This window comes from Pseudomonas sp. HP_08 (genome assembly GCF_055284095.1).
This window is the reverse complement of record NZ_JBTOQC010000012.1, coordinates 335,745-352,017: the sequence shown is the minus strand read 5'-3', so window position 1 is coordinate 352,017 and position 16,273 is coordinate 335,745. Positions and strand designations below refer to the sequence as shown.

At 60.6% G+C, this 16,273-nt stretch carries 14 protein-coding genes and 1 pseudogene; 3 read left to right on the top strand and 12 right to left on the bottom strand.

Annotated features, from left to right (window positions below; translation table 11 throughout):
- Nucleotides 1-5: 5 nt before the first annotated feature.
- From ACYAS9_RS13185 to ACYAS9_RS13175, 3 genes are all read right to left on the bottom strand, one after another.
- Complete coding sequence (locus tag ACYAS9_RS13185; RefSeq protein ID WP_463568737.1) at nucleotides 6-1,625, bottom strand: acyl-CoA synthetase; 1,620 nt, start codon at nucleotides 1,623-1,625, stop codon at nucleotides 6-8.
- 123 nt (nucleotides 1,626-1,748) lie between these two features.
- Nucleotides 1,749-2,777, bottom strand: a complete 1,029-nt coding sequence (locus ACYAS9_RS13180; RefSeq protein ID WP_463568735.1) for an AraC family transcriptional regulator — start codon at nucleotides 2,775-2,777, stop codon at nucleotides 1,749-1,751.
- Nucleotides 2,778-2,903: 126 nt separating this feature from the next.
- The gene (locus ACYAS9_RS13175) at nucleotides 2,904-3,788 is read right to left on the bottom strand and encodes a pirin family protein (protein WP_463568734.1); all 885 of its coding nucleotides are present in this window, start codon (nucleotides 3,786-3,788) and stop codon (nucleotides 2,904-2,906) included.
- Between the two features lie 69 nt (nucleotides 3,789-3,857).
- On the opposite strand from ACYAS9_RS13175, the gene ACYAS9_RS13170 reads away from it, so the two are divergent.
- Nucleotides 3,858-4,811, top strand: a complete 954-nt coding sequence (locus ACYAS9_RS13170; RefSeq protein WP_463568733.1) for a LysR family transcriptional regulator — start codon at nucleotides 3,858-3,860, stop codon at nucleotides 4,809-4,811.
- Here ACYAS9_RS13170 and ACYAS9_RS13165 read toward each other — a convergent pair.
- From ACYAS9_RS13165 to ACYAS9_RS13145, 5 genes and pseudogenes are all read right to left on the bottom strand, one after another.
- Nucleotides 4,808-5,353 (bottom strand): annotated as a pseudogene (locus tag ACYAS9_RS13165) (HipA domain-containing protein); the annotation flags it as partial. The gene ACYAS9_RS13170 and the pseudogene ACYAS9_RS13165 overlap by 4 nt on opposite strands.
- 39 nt (nucleotides 5,354-5,392) lie before the next feature.
- Nucleotides 5,393-6,679: a CitMHS family transporter gene (locus tag ACYAS9_RS13160; protein ID WP_463568732.1), complete on the bottom strand. Its 1,287-nt coding sequence runs from the start codon at nucleotides 6,677-6,679 to the stop codon at nucleotides 5,393-5,395.
- Nucleotides 6,680-6,743: 64 nt separating this feature from the next.
- Nucleotides 6,744-7,442 carry an RraA family protein gene (locus tag ACYAS9_RS13155; protein ID WP_463568731.1) on the bottom strand — a complete coding sequence of 233 codons (699 nt, stop codon included), beginning with the start codon at nucleotides 7,440-7,442 and terminating at the stop codon, nucleotides 6,744-6,746.
- A 13-nt stretch (nucleotides 7,443-7,455) separates the two neighbouring features.
- Nucleotides 7,456-8,430, bottom strand: coding sequence for a hydroxyacid dehydrogenase (locus tag ACYAS9_RS13150; protein ID WP_463568730.1), 975 nt, complete (start codon nucleotides 8,428-8,430; stop codon nucleotides 7,456-7,458).
- Between the two features lie 148 nt (nucleotides 8,431-8,578).
- On the bottom strand, nucleotides 8,579-9,496 hold the full coding sequence (locus ACYAS9_RS13145; protein WP_463568729.1) for a LysR family transcriptional regulator: 918 nt from the start codon (nucleotides 9,494-9,496) through the stop codon (nucleotides 8,579-8,581).
- Between the two features lie 141 nt (nucleotides 9,497-9,637).
- Here ACYAS9_RS13145 and ACYAS9_RS13140 point away from each other — a divergent pair, with 141 nt between their 5' ends.
- Nucleotides 9,638-10,006 carry a histone-like nucleoid-structuring protein, MvaT/MvaU family gene (locus ACYAS9_RS13140; RefSeq protein WP_463568728.1) on the top strand — a complete coding sequence of 123 codons (369 nt, stop codon included), beginning with the start codon at nucleotides 9,638-9,640 and terminating at the stop codon, nucleotides 10,004-10,006.
- Between the two features lie 284 nt (nucleotides 10,007-10,290).
- Here the strand turns inward: ACYAS9_RS13140 and ACYAS9_RS13135 are convergent, their stop codons facing one another.
- The 4 genes from ACYAS9_RS13135 to ACYAS9_RS13120 form a co-directional block, all read right to left on the bottom strand.
- Nucleotides 10,291-10,872 (bottom strand): HupE/UreJ family protein, encoded by a 582-nt coding sequence (locus tag ACYAS9_RS13135; RefSeq protein WP_463568727.1) that lies wholly within the window; start codon nucleotides 10,870-10,872, stop codon nucleotides 10,291-10,293.
- Between the two features lie 68 nt (nucleotides 10,873-10,940).
- Nucleotides 10,941-12,476 carry an amidase gene (locus ACYAS9_RS13130; protein ID WP_463568726.1) on the bottom strand — a complete coding sequence of 512 codons (1,536 nt, stop codon included), beginning with the start codon at nucleotides 12,474-12,476 and terminating at the stop codon, nucleotides 10,941-10,943.
- Nucleotides 12,477-12,640: 164 nt separating this feature from the next.
- Nucleotides 12,641-13,273, bottom strand: coding sequence for an ANTAR domain-containing response regulator (locus tag ACYAS9_RS13125; RefSeq protein ID WP_463568725.1), 633 nt, complete (start codon nucleotides 13,271-13,273; stop codon nucleotides 12,641-12,643).
- Entirely contained in the window at nucleotides 13,270-14,418 is a 1,149-nt protein-coding gene (locus tag ACYAS9_RS13120) for a transporter substrate-binding domain-containing protein (RefSeq protein WP_463568724.1), read from the bottom strand. Before ACYAS9_RS13120 ends, ACYAS9_RS13125 begins: the two co-directional genes overlap by 4 nt.
- Before the next feature lie 672 nt (nucleotides 14,419-15,090).
- Here ACYAS9_RS13120 and urtA point away from each other — a divergent pair.
- Nucleotides 15,091-16,272 carry an urea ABC transporter substrate-binding protein gene (urtA, locus tag ACYAS9_RS13115; RefSeq protein WP_463568723.1) on the top strand — a complete coding sequence of 394 codons (1,182 nt, stop codon included), beginning with the start codon at nucleotides 15,091-15,093 and terminating at the stop codon, nucleotides 16,270-16,272.
- Nucleotide 16,273: the final 1 nt, after the last annotated feature.

The following is a 16,273-nucleotide window of genomic DNA, read 5'->3' as shown; positions in this document are numbered from 1 at the left end:
CTGGATCAATGAGTGGCCGCCGCGTTTGCCTTGGCGACTTCCTGATTGCGCAGCAGAAAGCGCTGAATCTTGCCGCTGGGGGTTTTCGGTATTTCGGCGACGAACTCGATCTCGCGCGGGTAGGCATGCGCAGACAGGCGCTTGCGCACGTACTGCTGCAAGTCTTCGGCGAGCTCGCAGGTGGCGGCATAACCGGCCTGCAGCACGATAAAGGCTTTGACCCGTTCAGTGCGCTCAGGATCGGGCTTGCCGATCACGGCCGCCTCGACAACGGCCGGGTGCTCCATCAATGCGCTCTCCACATCGAAGGGGCCGACCCGATAGCCCGAGGTGGTGATCACATCGTCGGCCCGTCCGACAAAGCTGATACTGCCGTCTTCATTAAGCTCGACGGTGTCTCCGCTCAGGTAGTAGCGGCCCACAAACGACCGGGTCGCCATGCCCAGATAGCCGGGAAACCAGAACAGCGGCGACTGCTGCATGTCCAGCGCCAGCGTGCCGGGGACGCCGGCAGGCAGTTCGTGATGGTTCTCGTCGACTACGACCACGCGGTGTCCGGGCATGGCGAAGCCCGCAGCGCCAAGGCGCACCGGGTGCGCCAGCGCGTGATGATTACACAGCACCATGCCCAGTTCGGTTTGCCCGTAATGGTCATGGATGGTGCAACCCAGGTGATCGTTGAACCAGCGGATAACCTCGGGAGTCAGCGGCTCTCCCGCGCTGCTCACTACCCGCAGGCGGCCGCTGATGCAGGCTTGCACTTCCTGGCGTGCGGCCAGCAACAGGCGAAACGCGGTGGGCGATCCTGCAAGGTTGGTAATCGCGTATTCATTGATGATGCGGCAGGTGCTTTCAACGCTGAACGGCCCCTCGTAAAAGGTGGTCGCGTGGCCCATGGCGAGCGGCGCGGTGACCGCGTAATAAAGCCCATAAGCCCAGCCTGGGTCGGCCAGGTTCCAGAAGTTGTCTTCAGGACGCAGATCCACCGCACTGCGCAGGTAACTGACGAAGGCCACGATCGCCTTCAACGGCACGGTCAATGGCTTGGCCAGCCCGGTTGTGCCAGAGGTGTACATCAACAGGAACGGGTCATCGGCACAGCGCATCACCGGCTCAAAGCGAGTGTCCTGGGTTGCCAGTTCTGTCTGGAAATCGGCGCCGACGGTCAGCACGCGCAAGGCGTGGTCGAACTCGTCGAGTTTGCTGCGGTTACCAGGATCGGTGACCACCAGCTTTGACCCGGAACCCTTGACCCGATGCTCGATGGCTTTGGGGCCGAAGGCGGTAAACAGCGGCTGGTACACCGCGCCGATTCGCCATGTTCCGAGAATGACAATCAGCAGTTCAGGGCATCGCGGCAGCATGCCCGATACGCAGTCGCCAGGGCCGATGCCGACGCTTTGCAGGTAATGGGCGAAGCGTGCCGAAGCCTCTTGCAGCTGGGCGAATGTCCAGACCGCCCGTTCACCATTGCGCCCTTCCCAATGCAGGGCCACACGGCCTGAATCAGCGTGCCGGTCGCAGCATTCGACGCAGGCATTGAGCGCATCAAGCTCACCCGTCAGGGTGGTAGAAACAGCATTCAAGTAATCGAATTCAAAGGCTGCATCGAAATAGTCGCGCATGACTGGCCTCCCGGTTTTTGTTGTTGGAGTGCCGGAATCATCACGCCTGACGAACAAGGCGGCAATGTCGAAAGGTATCGACTATCCAGAGAGGATTTGACAGGCCGCAGGCAATTGGCGCCGCTACGATGTCTGCGCGTACATCAGCGAGCGGTATTGGCCGGGCGCCAGGCCGGTCCACTTCTTGAAGGCCTTGTAAAAGGCGCTGGTATCGGCGAACCCCAGCTCAAGCGCCAGCTCGGTGAAGTTACCCTCGCCGCTGTCCAGCCGCGCGACGGCCAGATCTCGCCGCACCTGGTCCTTGAGACTCTGGAAGGACTGCCCTTCCAGAGCCAGTTTGCGATGCAGTGTCGACGACGCCATATAGAAGTGGCTGGCAAGCGCTTCCATGTCTGGCCAGCGGGCGGGCTTTACGCTGCGCAGATAGGCCTTGATGCGCGCTGCCAGACTCTGAGGGTCGCGGTAACGGACCAGAATGTTCTCTGGCAGACCGGCCAGAAAACGCTTGAGGTCATGTGACGTGCGACGCACCGGCAATTGCAGAAAATCGGCATTGAACAGCAAGCGGCTACAGGGTCTTGAAAAGCGCAGGTTGGCGCTGAACATGACCCGGTAATCGTCGATGAACTCCGGGGCCTCACAGCGCAGGTCGACCCCGAGAATGGGAATACGCCGCCCGGCCAGCCAGCACAGCAAGCCGTGGACCATCAACCACAAGGTGAAGTAGCTGAAGGCCCGGCATGGCTGAGGTTGCGTTTCGATCAAGGTGATTTCCGCCAGGCCATTCTGCTTGACCAGCCGCGGCGAAAAGTCATCGAACACCAGATTTAGCAAGCGCAGCATGCCCTCCAGCGCGGCACCCAGGGTGGACTCTTTCAGCGCGGTGCGCGTCATGTAGGCAAAGGTGCCCGATTTCATTCGCCGCGCGTTCATGCCAAAAAACTCATCGTCCATGGCCTGTGCAATCAGGCGCCAGAGCTGGCCATAGCGTTGCGACGAGACCCGCCCGAACGGGTTGGCGAGCAGTTGCGGAGCAATTCCGGCTTGCGTCAGCAGTTCGGTAGCGTTGCCGCCGCGCTGGCGCAACTCCAGCAACGCTTCATGGACCAGAAGTACGGAAATGGTGCCTTTGTCGGCGCAGGTCTCAGTCATTTCTGTACAACACGGTTCGTGGGACAACGCCAAAGGCTTTGCGGAACGCATGGATGGACTCCACGACAGCTGTTCATGGAAACGGTGTCGGTAACACCGCCCCATTCGTAGCAATTTGCAGGCCACTCATTCGAAGACCGGCACCCGCGCGCCTGGATCGGCACGGCGTTGATACTCGCGTACCCGAATACCGATTTCGGCAATCTTTTTCTCCCCGGCGCGCAGTGCATCAGGGTGGGTGTGCACGGAATAATGTCCAAGCGCCAAGTCGTAAGGATGAGGCACCGCCGAGCCTACGATGAACACCGTGTCATTTCGAACGGCCTCAAGGGTCACTGACCCACGGCCGGGTGCGAATACCACCATCTCGCCCGCCTCAATCAACTCTGGAGCAGACAGCGCTCCACGGCTGACACTTAGCCACAATGACGCATGACCTTGGGGCGGCGCATAGGTCCAGGACTGCCCGGCACTGAGTTTCACCAGCAAGTAATTCACGCCTTCAGGGGAGCGCACGGGGCTGCGAGCGCCCGAATATTCTCCCAGAATCACCGTGGCCGGTCCGGCTATCGGCATCAGGTTCGCCTCGATGTATTGGCTGTCTACCGCCGCAAGTTCGAGCTCGGGCGGCAGTGCTATCCATAACTGGAAACCCTGGATGCGCGCGGACGTACCCTGAGTCATTTCCTTGCCATGCCAAACCCCGCCACCTGCGCGCATCCATTCCACGCCGCCATAGTCAATCAACCCCGAGCCGCTGCCTGCAACGTCGTACCTCAGGTTACCTTCAGTAATCAGCGTGACCGTGGCAATTCCCGAATGCGGGTGCAAACCCATGCCATTGGTAAACGAGCTCTCACCTTCCACCAGGTCGAGAAATACAAACGGCTTGATAAGTTGCCCAAGATCCGAAGGACTCATTAACCGCGTTATAGGCCCGTGACGTGTACCTGTGGTGCGGTGAATGATCTGACGGTGGGCGGTGGCGACTTCAAGAGTGGCTGTCTTCATGGCGTGTTCCTCTGACATTGATGGTCTGGCCCTTCGTCAGTCCGGGCCTTGATACCGTCATGTTAGGAAATGGCGATTGCTCTGATTAGCCCCTATTATCACGTTTCACTCGTCCATATCTGGCTGAATCTCATGATTGATCTCAACGACCTGTCTCTCTTTGTACAGATCGTGGATGCAGGCAGCTTTGCAGGCGCTGCCCGACGCACTGGCGCACCGTCCAATACCCTGAGCAGGCGCATGAAACTGCTGGAAGAAGCCATGGGCGTGCGGCTCTGGCACCGAACCACGCGCAAACTGGTCCTGACAGATGCAGGCGAAGCGCTTTACAAGCGCACGGCGGCGCAGATATCAGACCTGTTGGCCACTTCGCGTCAGCTTTCGGAAGGCAGCCACGAGCCATCCGGCAGGGTTCGAGTGGCGGCGCCAGCGGATTTTTTCGAGTTTCTGCAGATGGATTTCGTCGCCGATTTTCTCGCACGTCATCCAAAAATCACCCTGGAGTTTGTCCTCAGCGATTTACGCATCGACATGATTGCCGAAGGCATAGACCTGGCCTTTCGCGCGGGCTCACTGGCGGATTCAAGTCTGGTGGCACGCAAGGTCACTACGAGCCGTCGCGTCCTGGCGGCGAGTCTTGACTACGTTGAACGCTATGGCTACCCCAAGGATGTGCCTGCGCTAAGCGAGCACACCTGTATCCGGCCTTCAAGCCCGGCCGGGTCCAGCGTCTGGAACCTGCAGGGACCGGACGGTGCGATCCAGGCAGTCGTCAACGGACGGTTCTGTGCCAACACGGCTCGCTCGCAACTGAAAGCCGCACTGGCCGGACTGGGAATATGCCTGCTGCCCGAATCCATCCTTGGCAGCAGCCTGGCCAGTGGACGCCTTGTTCGCGTGCTGCCGGAGTACAACGAGAAAGACAATGACCTGTCGATTGTGTACCCGAGCCGCAAGCAGATTCCTTTGTCGGTCAGCGTCTTTGCGGCGCAGACAATGGCTTATCTGCAACGGTTGAGTTAATGCTTTGCATCAAATGAACCTAACGTTGCCGCCGCCAGGCCAGGCCTGATCTCATCCGCTCTTTGCGCGATGTCCCTGTCCGCTTCCGGTAACTGCTCGAACACGAACGGATTCAACATCTGTCGGGTCGCCAGCACATTCCTGTCGACGACGCTGATGTTCGCCTCGTCGCACACGGCCGACCAATGTTGCCGCACCGTCTCAAGCTGCGCGAGGACAATAGACCGAGCAGCGCCTCGATCGAGCAAAAACAGGTGTGCAGCCTCCAGGCACAGCGCTATCTGGCTCTGGTTGGCCTGGCCCATGATCAACATGCCCTGGCTTGCCCAGCCGCCCGTAGCTGCCCTGTAGCGGTCAAACCGCTCGATCAACAAAATGTCCTTGTTCAGCACACTCTGTAGCTGCACGGGCGCAACGTTCAGTCCCGCCAGACCCGCCAGGCGCATCATGATGAACTCGGACTTCACGACACTGACGGTATCGTTGGAGGCCGAGAACTTCGCTACATACTTTTTCTCATTGGCCTGAATCAGCGCTTTGGGTTGGGCACCAGCGCCGTGACAAACAGCCCCGGCAACTTGTTAATGCAGGATGGAAAGCGCGCCGATCAGCAGCGACATCACAAACATCACCCCGACCGTGCCCAGCGACCACTTGAACGAAATACGCTGGTTATTGGCGTAATCGACGTCCAGCAAACCGCACAGCAAATAGGTGGAGGCCACCAGCGGGCTAAGCACATGCACCGGTTGCCCGATCAGCCCGGCGACGGCCATTTCCATCGGCCCGATGCCGTAGTGGCTGGCGGTGTCGGCAAGGATCGGCAGGATGCCGAAATAGAACGCATCGTTGGTCAGCACATAGGTGCCCGGCAGACTGATCAACGCGGTGATCAGCGACATGTATTGCCCGGCCCATTGCGGAATGATGTAGATCAGGCTTTCGGAAATGGCCTTGATCATGCCGGTGCCGCTCATGATGCCGACGAAGATGCCGGCGGCAAAAATCAACAGCGACACCAGCATCACGTTGTCGGCGTGGCGCGCGATCAAGGCTTTCTGTTCTTCGATTTTCGGGAAGTTCACTACCGCGCCCAGACCGAAGGCCAGCATGAACAGGATCGGCAACGGCAAGACACTCATGACCATGCAGGCAATCAGGGTGATGGTCAGCACGGCATTGAACGCAAAGCGCCAGTCGCCGGGGGCGGATTCCTTGAAGTGATCCATGCCCTCGCCTTCGCGCAGTTCGATCACGCCCAGGCGGCGTTTTTCCATGCGCCCCAGCAGAAAGGCGACAAAGACCACCCACACCACGGCCGCGAGCATCATCGGCAGCATTTCCATGAACAGGTCGGCAATGTCGACATGCATGGCGCTGGCGGCGCGGGAAAACGGCCCGGCCCAGGGCAGCATGTTCATCACGCCGTTGCTGAGCAGCAGCACCGTCGCCATGACTTGCAGGCGAATGCCGGTGCGCCGGTACAGTGGCAACAGCGCGGCAGTGGTGATGATGTACGTTGTCGCGCCGTCGCCATCCAGGCCCACGCAAATACCCAGAATCGCGCTGCCGATCACGATGCGTTGCGGATCGCCCTTGACGATCTTCAGGATCAGCTTGACCAGCGGGTTGAACAGCCCGGCGTCGGTCATCATCGAGAAGTACAGAATCGCGAAGGTCAGCATGATGCCGGTGGGCGCCAGCATCTTCACCCCGTCGATCATCATCGGCCCAAGCCCTGAGGCAAAGCCGCCGATGCAGGCGAAGACCACGGGCACCAACATCAGGGCCACCAACGGCGAGAGGCGTCGGCTCATGACCAGGTACATGAAGCAGGTGATCATCGTATAGCTGAGAATCGTCAGCATGGGTTCCCTCTTTTTTTTGGTTTTGTCCGGGTGATTCTTTGCGGGTGTCTTGCAACAGGTCAGGTCAGACCGGCAGCCCCTTGGCGCGTAACAACGCGTCGAAGCGTTCCGGGTCGGCCGTGCCAAGACGATTGGTCTCGCGAATCGAGGCTTCGCGCTCAAGGTGCGCGATGGTCTTGGGCAGCAGCGCCGCGACATCCGCCTGCGGCACCGCCAGCACGCCATCGGCATCGCCCAGCATCAGGTCGCCGGGCATGACGCATAAACCTGCGCAGGCAATCGGCACATTGATTTCGCCGGGGCCGTCCTTGCTCGGGCCGCGATGGGTATGCCCTGCCGCAAACACCGGCAGGATGCCTTCGGCCAGTTCTTCAAGGTCACGCACGGCACCGTCGATGACGATGCCACCCAACTGCACCCTCAAGGCCGTGGTGCGCACCAGCCCGCCAATCACCGCCTGGCTGATATCGCCGGCACCGTCGATGACCAGCACATCGCCGGGCTGCACCATCATCAGCGCCTTGTGCACCATCAGGTTGTCACCGGGCCGCACACGCAGGGTAAACGCCGGGCCACAGAGTTTCAGCGACAGGTCGCCGTGGTAAATGTGCAAGCCCCTGGCCCCGATGTTGCGGCCCAGGCAATCGCCCGCCACCGCCACGGGAATACTGCGAAACGCCTCGATCAGCTCAGCGCTCAGGTGGGCGTTGCGCGGGTTGATGCGGTAGCCGGTGGGCCAGTCGTTAAGGGCAGAAACAGTCATGGTGAATCTCCGGTCAGAGGGGAAGATGGTCAGCATTGACACACGCGGTGCGCGGCACCGGCTGGCCATCGAGCAGGGCCAGAACGTGGGTGGCCGCGTCACGGGCCATGGCGGCCAGCGCCGCCGGGGTCGAGCCGCCGACATGCGGGGTGAGCACGACGTTATCCAGCGCCAGCAAAGGGCTGTCGGATGGCAGCGGCTCAATCGCCATGGTGTCCAGGCCGGCGGCGTACAGCTGCCCGCTGCGCAAGGCATCGACCAGCGCCGCTTCGTTCACCACCTCACCACGTGCGGTATTGATCAGCAGCGCGCCTTCCGGCAGCTGTGCCAGCTCGGCGGCGCCAATCAGGTCGCGGGTCTGTGCCGTGAGCGGAACGTGCAGGCTCAGCACCTGGCTCTGGCCGAGTAATTCGGCCAACGAATCCACGGCCACAGCGCCGTGCAAATCGCTTCGGGTGTCGAGAAACGGGTCGTAAACCCGCACGGACATGCCCAGCGCCTGACACACCCTGGCGACCTTGCGCGCCACCTGGCCGAAGCCCACAAGGCCCAGCGTGCGCCCGCTCAACTCCAGCCCGTCTTGCGCACGGGACCAGCGCCCGGCGCGAATTTCGCTGTCCATCCAGCTGACTTTGCGTGCGGCGGCGAACATCAGGGCCAGGGTCATTTCACACACCGACTGCGCGTTGGCGCCCGGCGTGACATAGACCGGAATCCCTCGGGCGCTGGCGGCGGCAACGTCGATATTGCTCACGCCGACGCCGTGCTTGCAGATGACCTTAAGCGTCGGACAAGCGTTGATCGCCTGCTCGCTCAGTTCGAATGTGCGGGAGATCACGGCGTCGACCGGCTCGGTCGCCATCAGCCGCTCGATGTCGGCCACTTCCTGCTCTGCGCGGACAAACAACACCCGGCAGCCACGCTGCTGCAGGATGTTCAAGCCGGCCGGGGCCAGTCGTTGTGCGGTGACAAGAATGGTGTAAGTCATGGGGATGCCCTGTTTTGTCATGGCCCCATGTTTAACCGATTGCTCGTATAAATCTATTTCCGCTTTTTTATTCAACTATGAATTCAAGGAATACCAGTTCCCACACGTCTCCCACGCTGGGGCAATGGGTAACACTCCGGGAAAAGACTCAGGCTGAGTCGGCGTGATCCGTAAACAAGGCGGTGCCTTCGCGCTTGAGTAAATCAACCACGTACGCGGTGGGCGGTGAAACATAGGCTTCGCGGCGCATCACCACGCCGAAGCTGCGCTTCATGGTGGTTTGCGGTAACGGCACTTCGCGCAAGGTGGCGCCAATCTTGCCCGTGCCCAGGTTGTGTCTGGAAATAAAACTCAGCAGCGGCGTATGGGTAATAAGGCGCGGCATCATATTGATCGAGTTGGTCTGAATCTGGATCTTCGGCATGTCCAGCTGATGATTGAAAAATGTGTTATCCAGCCAGCGCCGCGTGGCCACCGTTGGCGCGGCCAGCACCCAGCGCCAGTTACACAAGTCTGCCATCACTGTCGGTTGTTCAAACAACACATGATCGGCACTGGCGACCACGACGACTTCGTCTTGTAGCAAGGCAAAGGTTTCAAACTGGGCGACATCGACCGCCGACAGCGGCGCAATCAGCACATCAAGTTGCCCGGTGCGCAACGCATTGAGCAACATATCGTTCTGCCCGGTGATCAGCTCCAGGGTCAGGTCGGGTGCTGTTTCAAGCAACAATGAAATCAGGCTGGGCAACAAGTATTCCGCCGCTGTCGGTCCACAGCCAAGACGCACGTTACCGACCGTGCCCTTGGCAAAGTCCTGAATTTCGCGGCGTGTTTCCTGAACGCCCTGGCGCAGGTGCCGCGCCCGGATGAGTAACAACTCACCGGCAGGCGTCAGGCGCATCCGGCGCCCTTCACGGAAAAACAAGGCCGTGCCCAGCATCTGTTCCAGGCGCTGAATGCTTTTTGACAACGCCGGCTGGGTGCGATGCAACTTGTCACCGGCGCGTCCCAGATTGCCCAGATCAGCGATGGTTTCGAAGTAATAAAGATCGCGTAAGTCCATCGATTTGCATCATCCACATTAAATTGGGCAACGGGCTGAGTCGCCACCGATAAATACCTGAACAAAAAACATGCAACTTGTGTTTGTGACCAGAGTCCTACTTATCAACATAACCTGATCACCAGAAAGCATGGAGCAACAATGTCTAAACTCGCTGAATTCCGCCAACTCGAACGTCACCTTGCCGAGCAGCTTGCCGCACTTGAGGCCATGAAGGGTGATAAAGGCCTGGAGCAGGAAATTGAATTCGAGACCAAACTGCGTGCCTTGCTGGGCGAGTACAACAAGAGCCTGAAGGACATCACCTCGATCCTGCAGCCTCAGCCTAATACCAAGCCTTCTCGTGTCGCCGCTACCCCGGAAAAAGCGACCCGCAAGCCGCGTTCGGTGAAAGTCTACAAGAACCCGCACACCGGCGAAGTGGTCGAGACCAAGGGTGGCAATCACAAGACCCTGAAAGAATGGAAAGCCGAACATGGCTCCGACACCGTGGAGTCATGGGTGTCCTGAGCGGATTCGCTCAAATGAAGAAAGGGCCTGATGGCCCTTTTTTTGTGGTTAAACGTAACTGTATATACATACAGCCATTTTCAAAGCCCGGTAAAATCGACACTTTTTCACTGCCCGTGGCCATTTTCACAGACGCTCGGGTAAAACCGGTTATTGCCGCAACCCCCCGTATTTACTGACGCCGACCGGTTATTGCAGTTGATGTGAGGGCTTTCATGGTCAACGAGGACCAAATATCAGGCATTTGTCTCGTAGCTGTACAAATATACAGTCACGATAAATCCTTACCCCACCAACAACCCGACCCCCGCACCCGCTGAAGCCAGACCAATCACCCGAATAACTGCCGCGCTGCCCACCGGCAGCCAGCGCGCCAGCCCATACCCGGCTGCATGCAAAGCCGATGTCGCCAGCACAAAACCGAGTGCATAGCCCATCGGGCTGCTCATCTCCGGCAACTCGAGCCCATGCGCAATGCCGTGAGCCAGGCCGAACACTCCGGTGATCACCAGGGCAACAATCGTTGGCAGCCGCGCAGCGACCGCGACCAGCAAGCCCAGTGCGAGCACGGAGGTTGCGATCCCCGTTTCCAGCCAGGGCAACGCCATTCCATCAAACCCCAGGAGGCCACCCAACAGCATGCAACCCACAAACATCACTGGCAGCATCCAGCGCGTGCTGCCCTTTTGCTGCGCCGCCCACAATCCGACGGCGAACATCGCCAGCAAGTGATCCAGCCCGGTCAACGGATGCGCCACGCCGGCCATCAAGCCCGCCTCGGCATGCCCGGGATGGGCAAACGCAAACACCGGCATCACACACAACGCAGCGCCCAGCGTCAGGCGCATAAATCGAGTCAATCGCATGAAGGGCTCCTTGATTCTGAAAGGCCCGGTGCCGATCCATACGTGCCGGCACCGGGCGCAGGGTTTACTCAGGCACGCGGTGGTTTAGGAAATGCGCCACGCGCCTGTTCGTAGGCCTGGGCCACGCGCAGCGCCAGGGCGTCCTTGAAACGCGGGGCGACGATCATCATCGCCACCGGCAAGCCGTCGGCCAGGCCGGCCGGAATCGAGGTCGCCGGGTGGCCGGTGAGGTCGAACGGCGCGGTGTTGGTGAGCATGTTCAGCGCGCTGTGCACGTACTCTTCGATGGGCGCATCGGCCGGCGTCAGTGGCGTGGCCACGAACGGCATGGTCGGCATCACCAGTACATCGAAATCCTTGAACGCTTCGTCGTACTGGCGAGTGAGTTCGGGCACCAGCATGCGGGCCTTGGCGTAGTAGGCGCCGTGCAGGTTTTTCAGGCTGTAATGGCCGGTCAGGGCCACGGCGCGCACGCTGCTGGACAAGGCATCGGCATGCTCGCGGCGCTTGGCACCGAAGTAACTCATGATGTCCGGGTCGTAGTAGCCGTCGACGTTCATGCCGTAGCCGTTGCCTTGCAGCATCTGGTACGCCGCGCCGTCGGTGGCGATGACATTCCACATGTGCAGGGCCACGCCCGAATGCCAGGGCGCGCTGGCTTCGCCGACGACCGCGCCGAGACTTTCCAGCTGGGCGACCGCGGCCTTGACCATGGCGTCGACCTGGTCCTCGGACACGCCGGGGATGGCAAAGCCTTCACGCAACAGGCCGATTTTCAGGCCGGCCACGCCCTGGTCCAGGGTCGCTACACAGGCCACGGCCGGCGGGTTTTTCTGCCGTGAATCGAGACCGTCGGCGCCGGCAATCACATCGAGCATCACGGCCACATCGCGCACGCTGTTGGCCATCGGGCCGACATGGTCGATGGTGCGTTCGATCGGAAAGGCGCCGGTGTACGGCACGAGCCCGTAAGTGGGTTTGTGCCCGACGATGCCGCTCCAGGCCGACGGCATGCGAATCGAGCCGCCCTGGTCGCCGCCGATGGCCATGTCGACCTCTTCCAGCGCGACCAGCACGGCGCTGCCGCTGGACGAGCCGCCGGCATTACGGGTCAGGTCCCACGGATTTTTCACCGGGCCGCTGGCGGCGGTGAAACTGGCCCCGGAGAAGCACAGGTCTTCGCAGACCGATTTGCCGACGACGGTGGCACCGGCCGCCAGCAGGCGCTTGACCACCGTGGCGTCTTGCGACGGCACATAACCGTCCAGGCTCAGGGAACCGTTGGCCATCGGCACGCCGGCCACCGACACGTTGTCTTTGATGACCACGGTCTTGCCAGCCAGCGGGCCTTGTGCGGCGCCGGCAATGCGGGTTTTCACGTACCAGGCGCCGTGCAGGTTCTCGGCGTCGCTGGCCTTGCTGAACTCACGCTGTGGCGGTTGCTGGGCGACGGTTGCCGCGTAGAGCGTGTCGATGGCTTCGTAGGAGCCCAGGGTTTCATCTGCCAGGTTCAAGAAAGACTCCATCTGGCTGTCGCTCAGGTGATAACCGTGATCTTCAGCGGCCAGCAGAAAGTCGGCTTTGACAGGGCGTTTTACGGACATAGGGTGTTCTCCAGAGATCGATTAGAACTGCCTGTCATCAGGCAGTCAGGTTTTTCCGGAGGACCTCGTTGTCCACGCCGGTCGCCACGCGGTGATCCATACCTGCCGAGTCAGGGCGTATGGCATCCTCCGCGCAGAAGAGGGTCAGGCCGTCAGGCTGACACTCAGGAACAGGCCTTTTGAAACAGTTCGTGGGCTTTCACCAAGGCTTCGGCGATCTTTTCCACCGGCTCGCGCTTGGCCATGGCCTGATCGCGCAAGGCGTTGTAGGCGTCAATCTCCGACAGGCCCTTGGTTTCGATCAGGATCATCTTGGCCTGCTGCACGGTACGCATCACCGCCATTCGGCCTTCGAGGCGCTTGACGTGCTTTTCGCGTTCGCGGGCCTTGCGTGACTGGCTGAGGGTCAGCGCCAGCGCGGTCAGCAGGCCGAAAGAGCGCACCGGCGAGGCGATCACCGAGCAGGCATTCAGTTGCACCAGCGCCTCGACAATGATCGGGTTTTCGTAAGCAATCACCGGAATGATCGGCGGCGTGCTGGCGTGCAGCAGCCACGGCGCATTGGTCGCCAGGCTTTCCGGCGAAACCGCCAGCACGATGACGTCAGCCTCGGTATTGAGGCGCTCCGGGATCGGCCATTGCACGCGCACCTGGCAGCCGATGCGCTGCAATTGCGCGATCAGGTTGCGGCCATCCTCATCGTCCGGGTGCATCACCAGCACACTGATGTCGCGCAGGTCCTTGATGCCGGCGCTGCTGTCGTTGCGTTGGCGCTTTTTCGCCGCGCGTAACGTCATAGCGGTCTCCCGGCAGTGCTGGACCAGTCATTCAGGCGTGGCGCAACGGCATAAGGGTCAGGTTTCAGGGCGCTCTGGCTCTCATGCAGGATGTCGAACTGGCCTTCGGCATTGGCCCGGCCGATACGTGAAAACAGCCAGGTGTGATGGTTGTGCGCATCGACCCGCACGCGCCCCTGCGGCGCCTCGAACTCCAGGCCGCGCAAGGCTTGCAACACGTCGTCGACCTCGGTACTGCCAGCGTTGAGAATCGCCTTGGCCAGCAAGTGCACCTGAAAATAGGCGGCTTCCCAGCAACGGTCGGTGACTTGCTCCTGGCCAAACAGCTCGCGGTACTGGGCGATGCACTGGCGGTTGATCGGCGTGTCGATCGACTGGAAATAGGTCGCGGCCGAGATATGCCCGGCGCCCAGGTGAGCGCCCATCTGTTTGATGTCGGTTTCGCTGGTGGTCAGGCTGGCAATCGGCATCACCGCCGGATCGAAACCGGCGTCGGCGTAGGCCTGGTACAAGTGCGCCATGGTCTCGCCGACCACGGTAGAGAAGATGAACGACGGCTTGAGCTCCCGGGCCTTGACCATCAGTTTGGCAAAGTCTTCGGGACGGGCGTTTTTCAGCGGCAGGTAATACTCGCCCAGCTTGGTGCCGCCACGCTCGTACAGCAGGTCGCTCATCAAGCGGTTGGTTTCATACGGGTAGACGTATTCGGAGCCGATCATCAGCACCCGGTTGCCGAAGTGATCCAGCATGTAGTTACCCAGCGGCACGGCGTTGTGATTGGGCGTTGCGCCGGTGTAGATGATGTTGCGCGAGTATTCGAAACCTTCGTAGTACACCGGGTACATCAACAGCGCATCGAAGCGCTCCACCACCGGCAAGGCGGCCTTGCGCGCCGCCGAGGTGTAGCAGCCGAAGAAGAACCGCAGGTTCTCTTCGCGAATCAGCGACTCGATGTGCAGCGCATACAGTGCAGGTGTCGAGTCGGGGTTGCGCACGATCAACTCCAGCGGCCGCCCGCCTACGCCGCCGGCCGCATTGATCTGCTGGATGGCGAATTGCGCGCCACGCATCGTCGAGCCTTCAGGGGCCGCAGTGACACCGGTATCGGAAAACAGACCGCCTATGCGGATCGCCTGGTCAACCATGGCTATGAACCTTGTTCAACGTGAAATGAGACGCCCGGCATCCGTCGAGGTCCTGGAATAAAGCAAAGAGATGAGGCGGCTTGTGCCTGCTACGGACGCGACAACGCTGTCGGGCTCCGTCATGCGAGGGACCTTCCACACCTGCCGAGGATGGGCGTGTGACAAGGGACCCTGCGAGGGTAATGGTTTGCTGCCATGCAGATAACGGGCCACCACGCCCTAAACTGCACCGTAGGAGCGCGCTTGGCCCTGGGCGGCATACCGACGACCGGCTGCGTAAGCAGTCGTAAATTTTCAGCGTTTCCACAATTTTGCGAGCGCTAGCGCACTCGGTCGCCGGCAAGCGGGCTCCTACAGGGTTGTGTCGTGCCGAAATATTTTGGTGCAATTTGTGGATTTTTGCGCCAATCCGGCGCACGCGGTTTTTGCGTGCAATTAATGCAGGGAAATACGTGCCCGCCGCCAATCGGCAATTGGCACCACCCTTGCAATCTCATCCCTGAGACATCGCGCCAGCTGTTTGCCCTACGCCCTCTTGGCAAGTAGGGAGACACCCGGCGTACGACTGGATCGGACACAGTTGTCCCGCCAGATTCGGCACAAGAAGCCTGACCTCCCGGTTATCGAGTTAACCGGGACGTCGGGCTTTTTTTATTCCTGGGGAGAAATCAGATGCACAACGACAAGCGCCGTTTGATCAAGCATGCCCTGTTGCTGGGGGCCTTCAGCCTGTTGCCGTTTTCCCTGATCAGTCAGGTGCAGGCGGCAGAGACCGTCAAAGTGGGGATCATCCATTCGCTGACCGGCACCATGGCCATGAGCGAGGCTTCGGTGGTGGACGCCGAAAAACTGGCCATCGACGAGATCAACGCCAGCGGTGGCGTGCTGGGCAAAACCATCGAGCCGATCGTCGAGGACGGCGCCAGCGACTGGCCGACCTTCGCTGAAAAGGCGCGCAAGTTGCTGGAAAACGACCATGTGGCCGCGACCTTCGGCGCCTACACCTCGGCCTCGCGCAAAGCCGTGTTGCCGGTGTTCGAACGCAACAAGGGCCTGCTCTACTACCCGACCTTCTACGAGGGCCTGGAAAAATCGCCGGCGATCATTTACACCGGCGCCGAAGCGTCGCAGCAAACCCTGGCAGCCGTCAGCTGGTTGATGGCCAACAAGGGCAAAAGCGTCTATCTGGTGGGCTCCGACTACATCTGGCCGCGCACCACCAACAAGCTGGCCCGCGCCTCGGTGAGCAAGCAAGGCGGCTCGATTGTCGGTGAGGATTACCTGCCGCTGGGCAATATCGAGTTCTCGTCGGTGATCAACAAGATCAAGGCGGCCAAGCCCGACATCGTTCTGTCGACCATCGTCGGCGGCTCCAACGTAGCGTTCTACAAACAGCTCAAGGCCGCCGGCATCGACAGCAGCAATCAGACCCTGATGGCGCTGGCCGTGACCGAAGAGGAAGTCACCGGCATCGGTGCAGAAAACCTCACCGGCTTCCTGACCTGCATGAGCTATTTCCAGAGCCTGAAAAACCCGGTCAACGAGAAATTCGTCGCCGCCTTCAAGGCCCGTTATGGCGGGCAGCGTGTGGTCGGCGATCCGATGGCCGCCGCCTACACGGCGGTGTACCTGTGGAAGAAGGCCGTAGAAAAAGCCGGCAGTTTCGATGTGCCTGCGGTCATCGCCGCGTCCTCGGAACTGACCCTGGCCGCGCCCGAAGGCGAAATCAAGGTGCACAAGGACAACCACCACCTGTGGAAGCAGGCGCGCATCGGCACCATCAACGCCCAAGGCCAGGTCGACGTGATCTACGAGTCGGCGCCGATCGAGCCCAATCCCTTCCCGAAACTGTAAT

Excerpts from the sequence above, each read along its gene's own strand:
- ACYAS9_RS13185 (WP_463568737.1), bottom strand. The coding sequence starts at position 1,625 with ATGCGCGACTATTTCGATGCAGCCTTTGAATTCGATTACTTGAATGCT.
- ACYAS9_RS13180 (WP_463568735.1), bottom strand. The coding sequence starts at position 2,777 with ATGACTGAGACCTGCGCCGACAAAGGCACCATTTCCGTACTTCTGGTC.
- ACYAS9_RS13175 (WP_463568734.1), bottom strand. The coding sequence starts at position 3,788 with ATGAAGACAGCCACTCTTGAAGTCGCCACCGCCCACCGTCAGATCATT.
- ACYAS9_RS13170 (WP_463568733.1), top strand. The coding sequence starts at position 3,858 with ATGGCGATTGCTCTGATTAGCCCCTATTATCACGTTTCACTCGTCCAT.
- ACYAS9_RS13160 (WP_463568732.1), bottom strand. The coding sequence starts at position 6,679 with ATGCTGACGATTCTCAGCTATACGATGATCACCTGCTTCATGTACCTG.
- ACYAS9_RS13155 (WP_463568731.1), bottom strand. The coding sequence starts at position 7,442 with ATGACTGTTTCTGCCCTTAACGACTGGCCCACCGGCTACCGCATCAAC.
- ACYAS9_RS13150 (WP_463568730.1), bottom strand. The coding sequence starts at position 8,430 with ATGACTTACACCATTCTTGTCACCGCACAACGACTGGCCCCGGCCGGC.
- ACYAS9_RS13145 (WP_463568729.1), bottom strand. The coding sequence starts at position 9,496 with ATGGACTTACGCGATCTTTATTACTTCGAAACCATCGCTGATCTGGGC.
- ACYAS9_RS13140 (WP_463568728.1), top strand. The coding sequence starts at position 9,638 with ATGTCTAAACTCGCTGAATTCCGCCAACTCGAACGTCACCTTGCCGAG.
- ACYAS9_RS13135 (WP_463568727.1), bottom strand. The coding sequence starts at position 10,872 with ATGCGATTGACTCGATTTATGCGCCTGACGCTGGGCGCTGCGTTGTGT.
- ACYAS9_RS13130 (WP_463568726.1), bottom strand. The coding sequence starts at position 12,476 with ATGTCCGTAAAACGCCCTGTCAAAGCCGACTTTCTGCTGGCCGCTGAA.
- ACYAS9_RS13125 (WP_463568725.1), bottom strand. The coding sequence starts at position 13,273 with ATGACGTTACGCGCGGCGAAAAAGCGCCAACGCAACGACAGCAGCGCC.
- ACYAS9_RS13120 (WP_463568724.1), bottom strand. The coding sequence starts at position 14,418 with ATGGTTGACCAGGCGATCCGCATAGGCGGTCTGTTTTCCGATACCGGT.
- urtA (WP_463568723.1), top strand. The coding sequence starts at position 15,091 with ATGCACAACGACAAGCGCCGTTTGATCAAGCATGCCCTGTTGCTGGGG.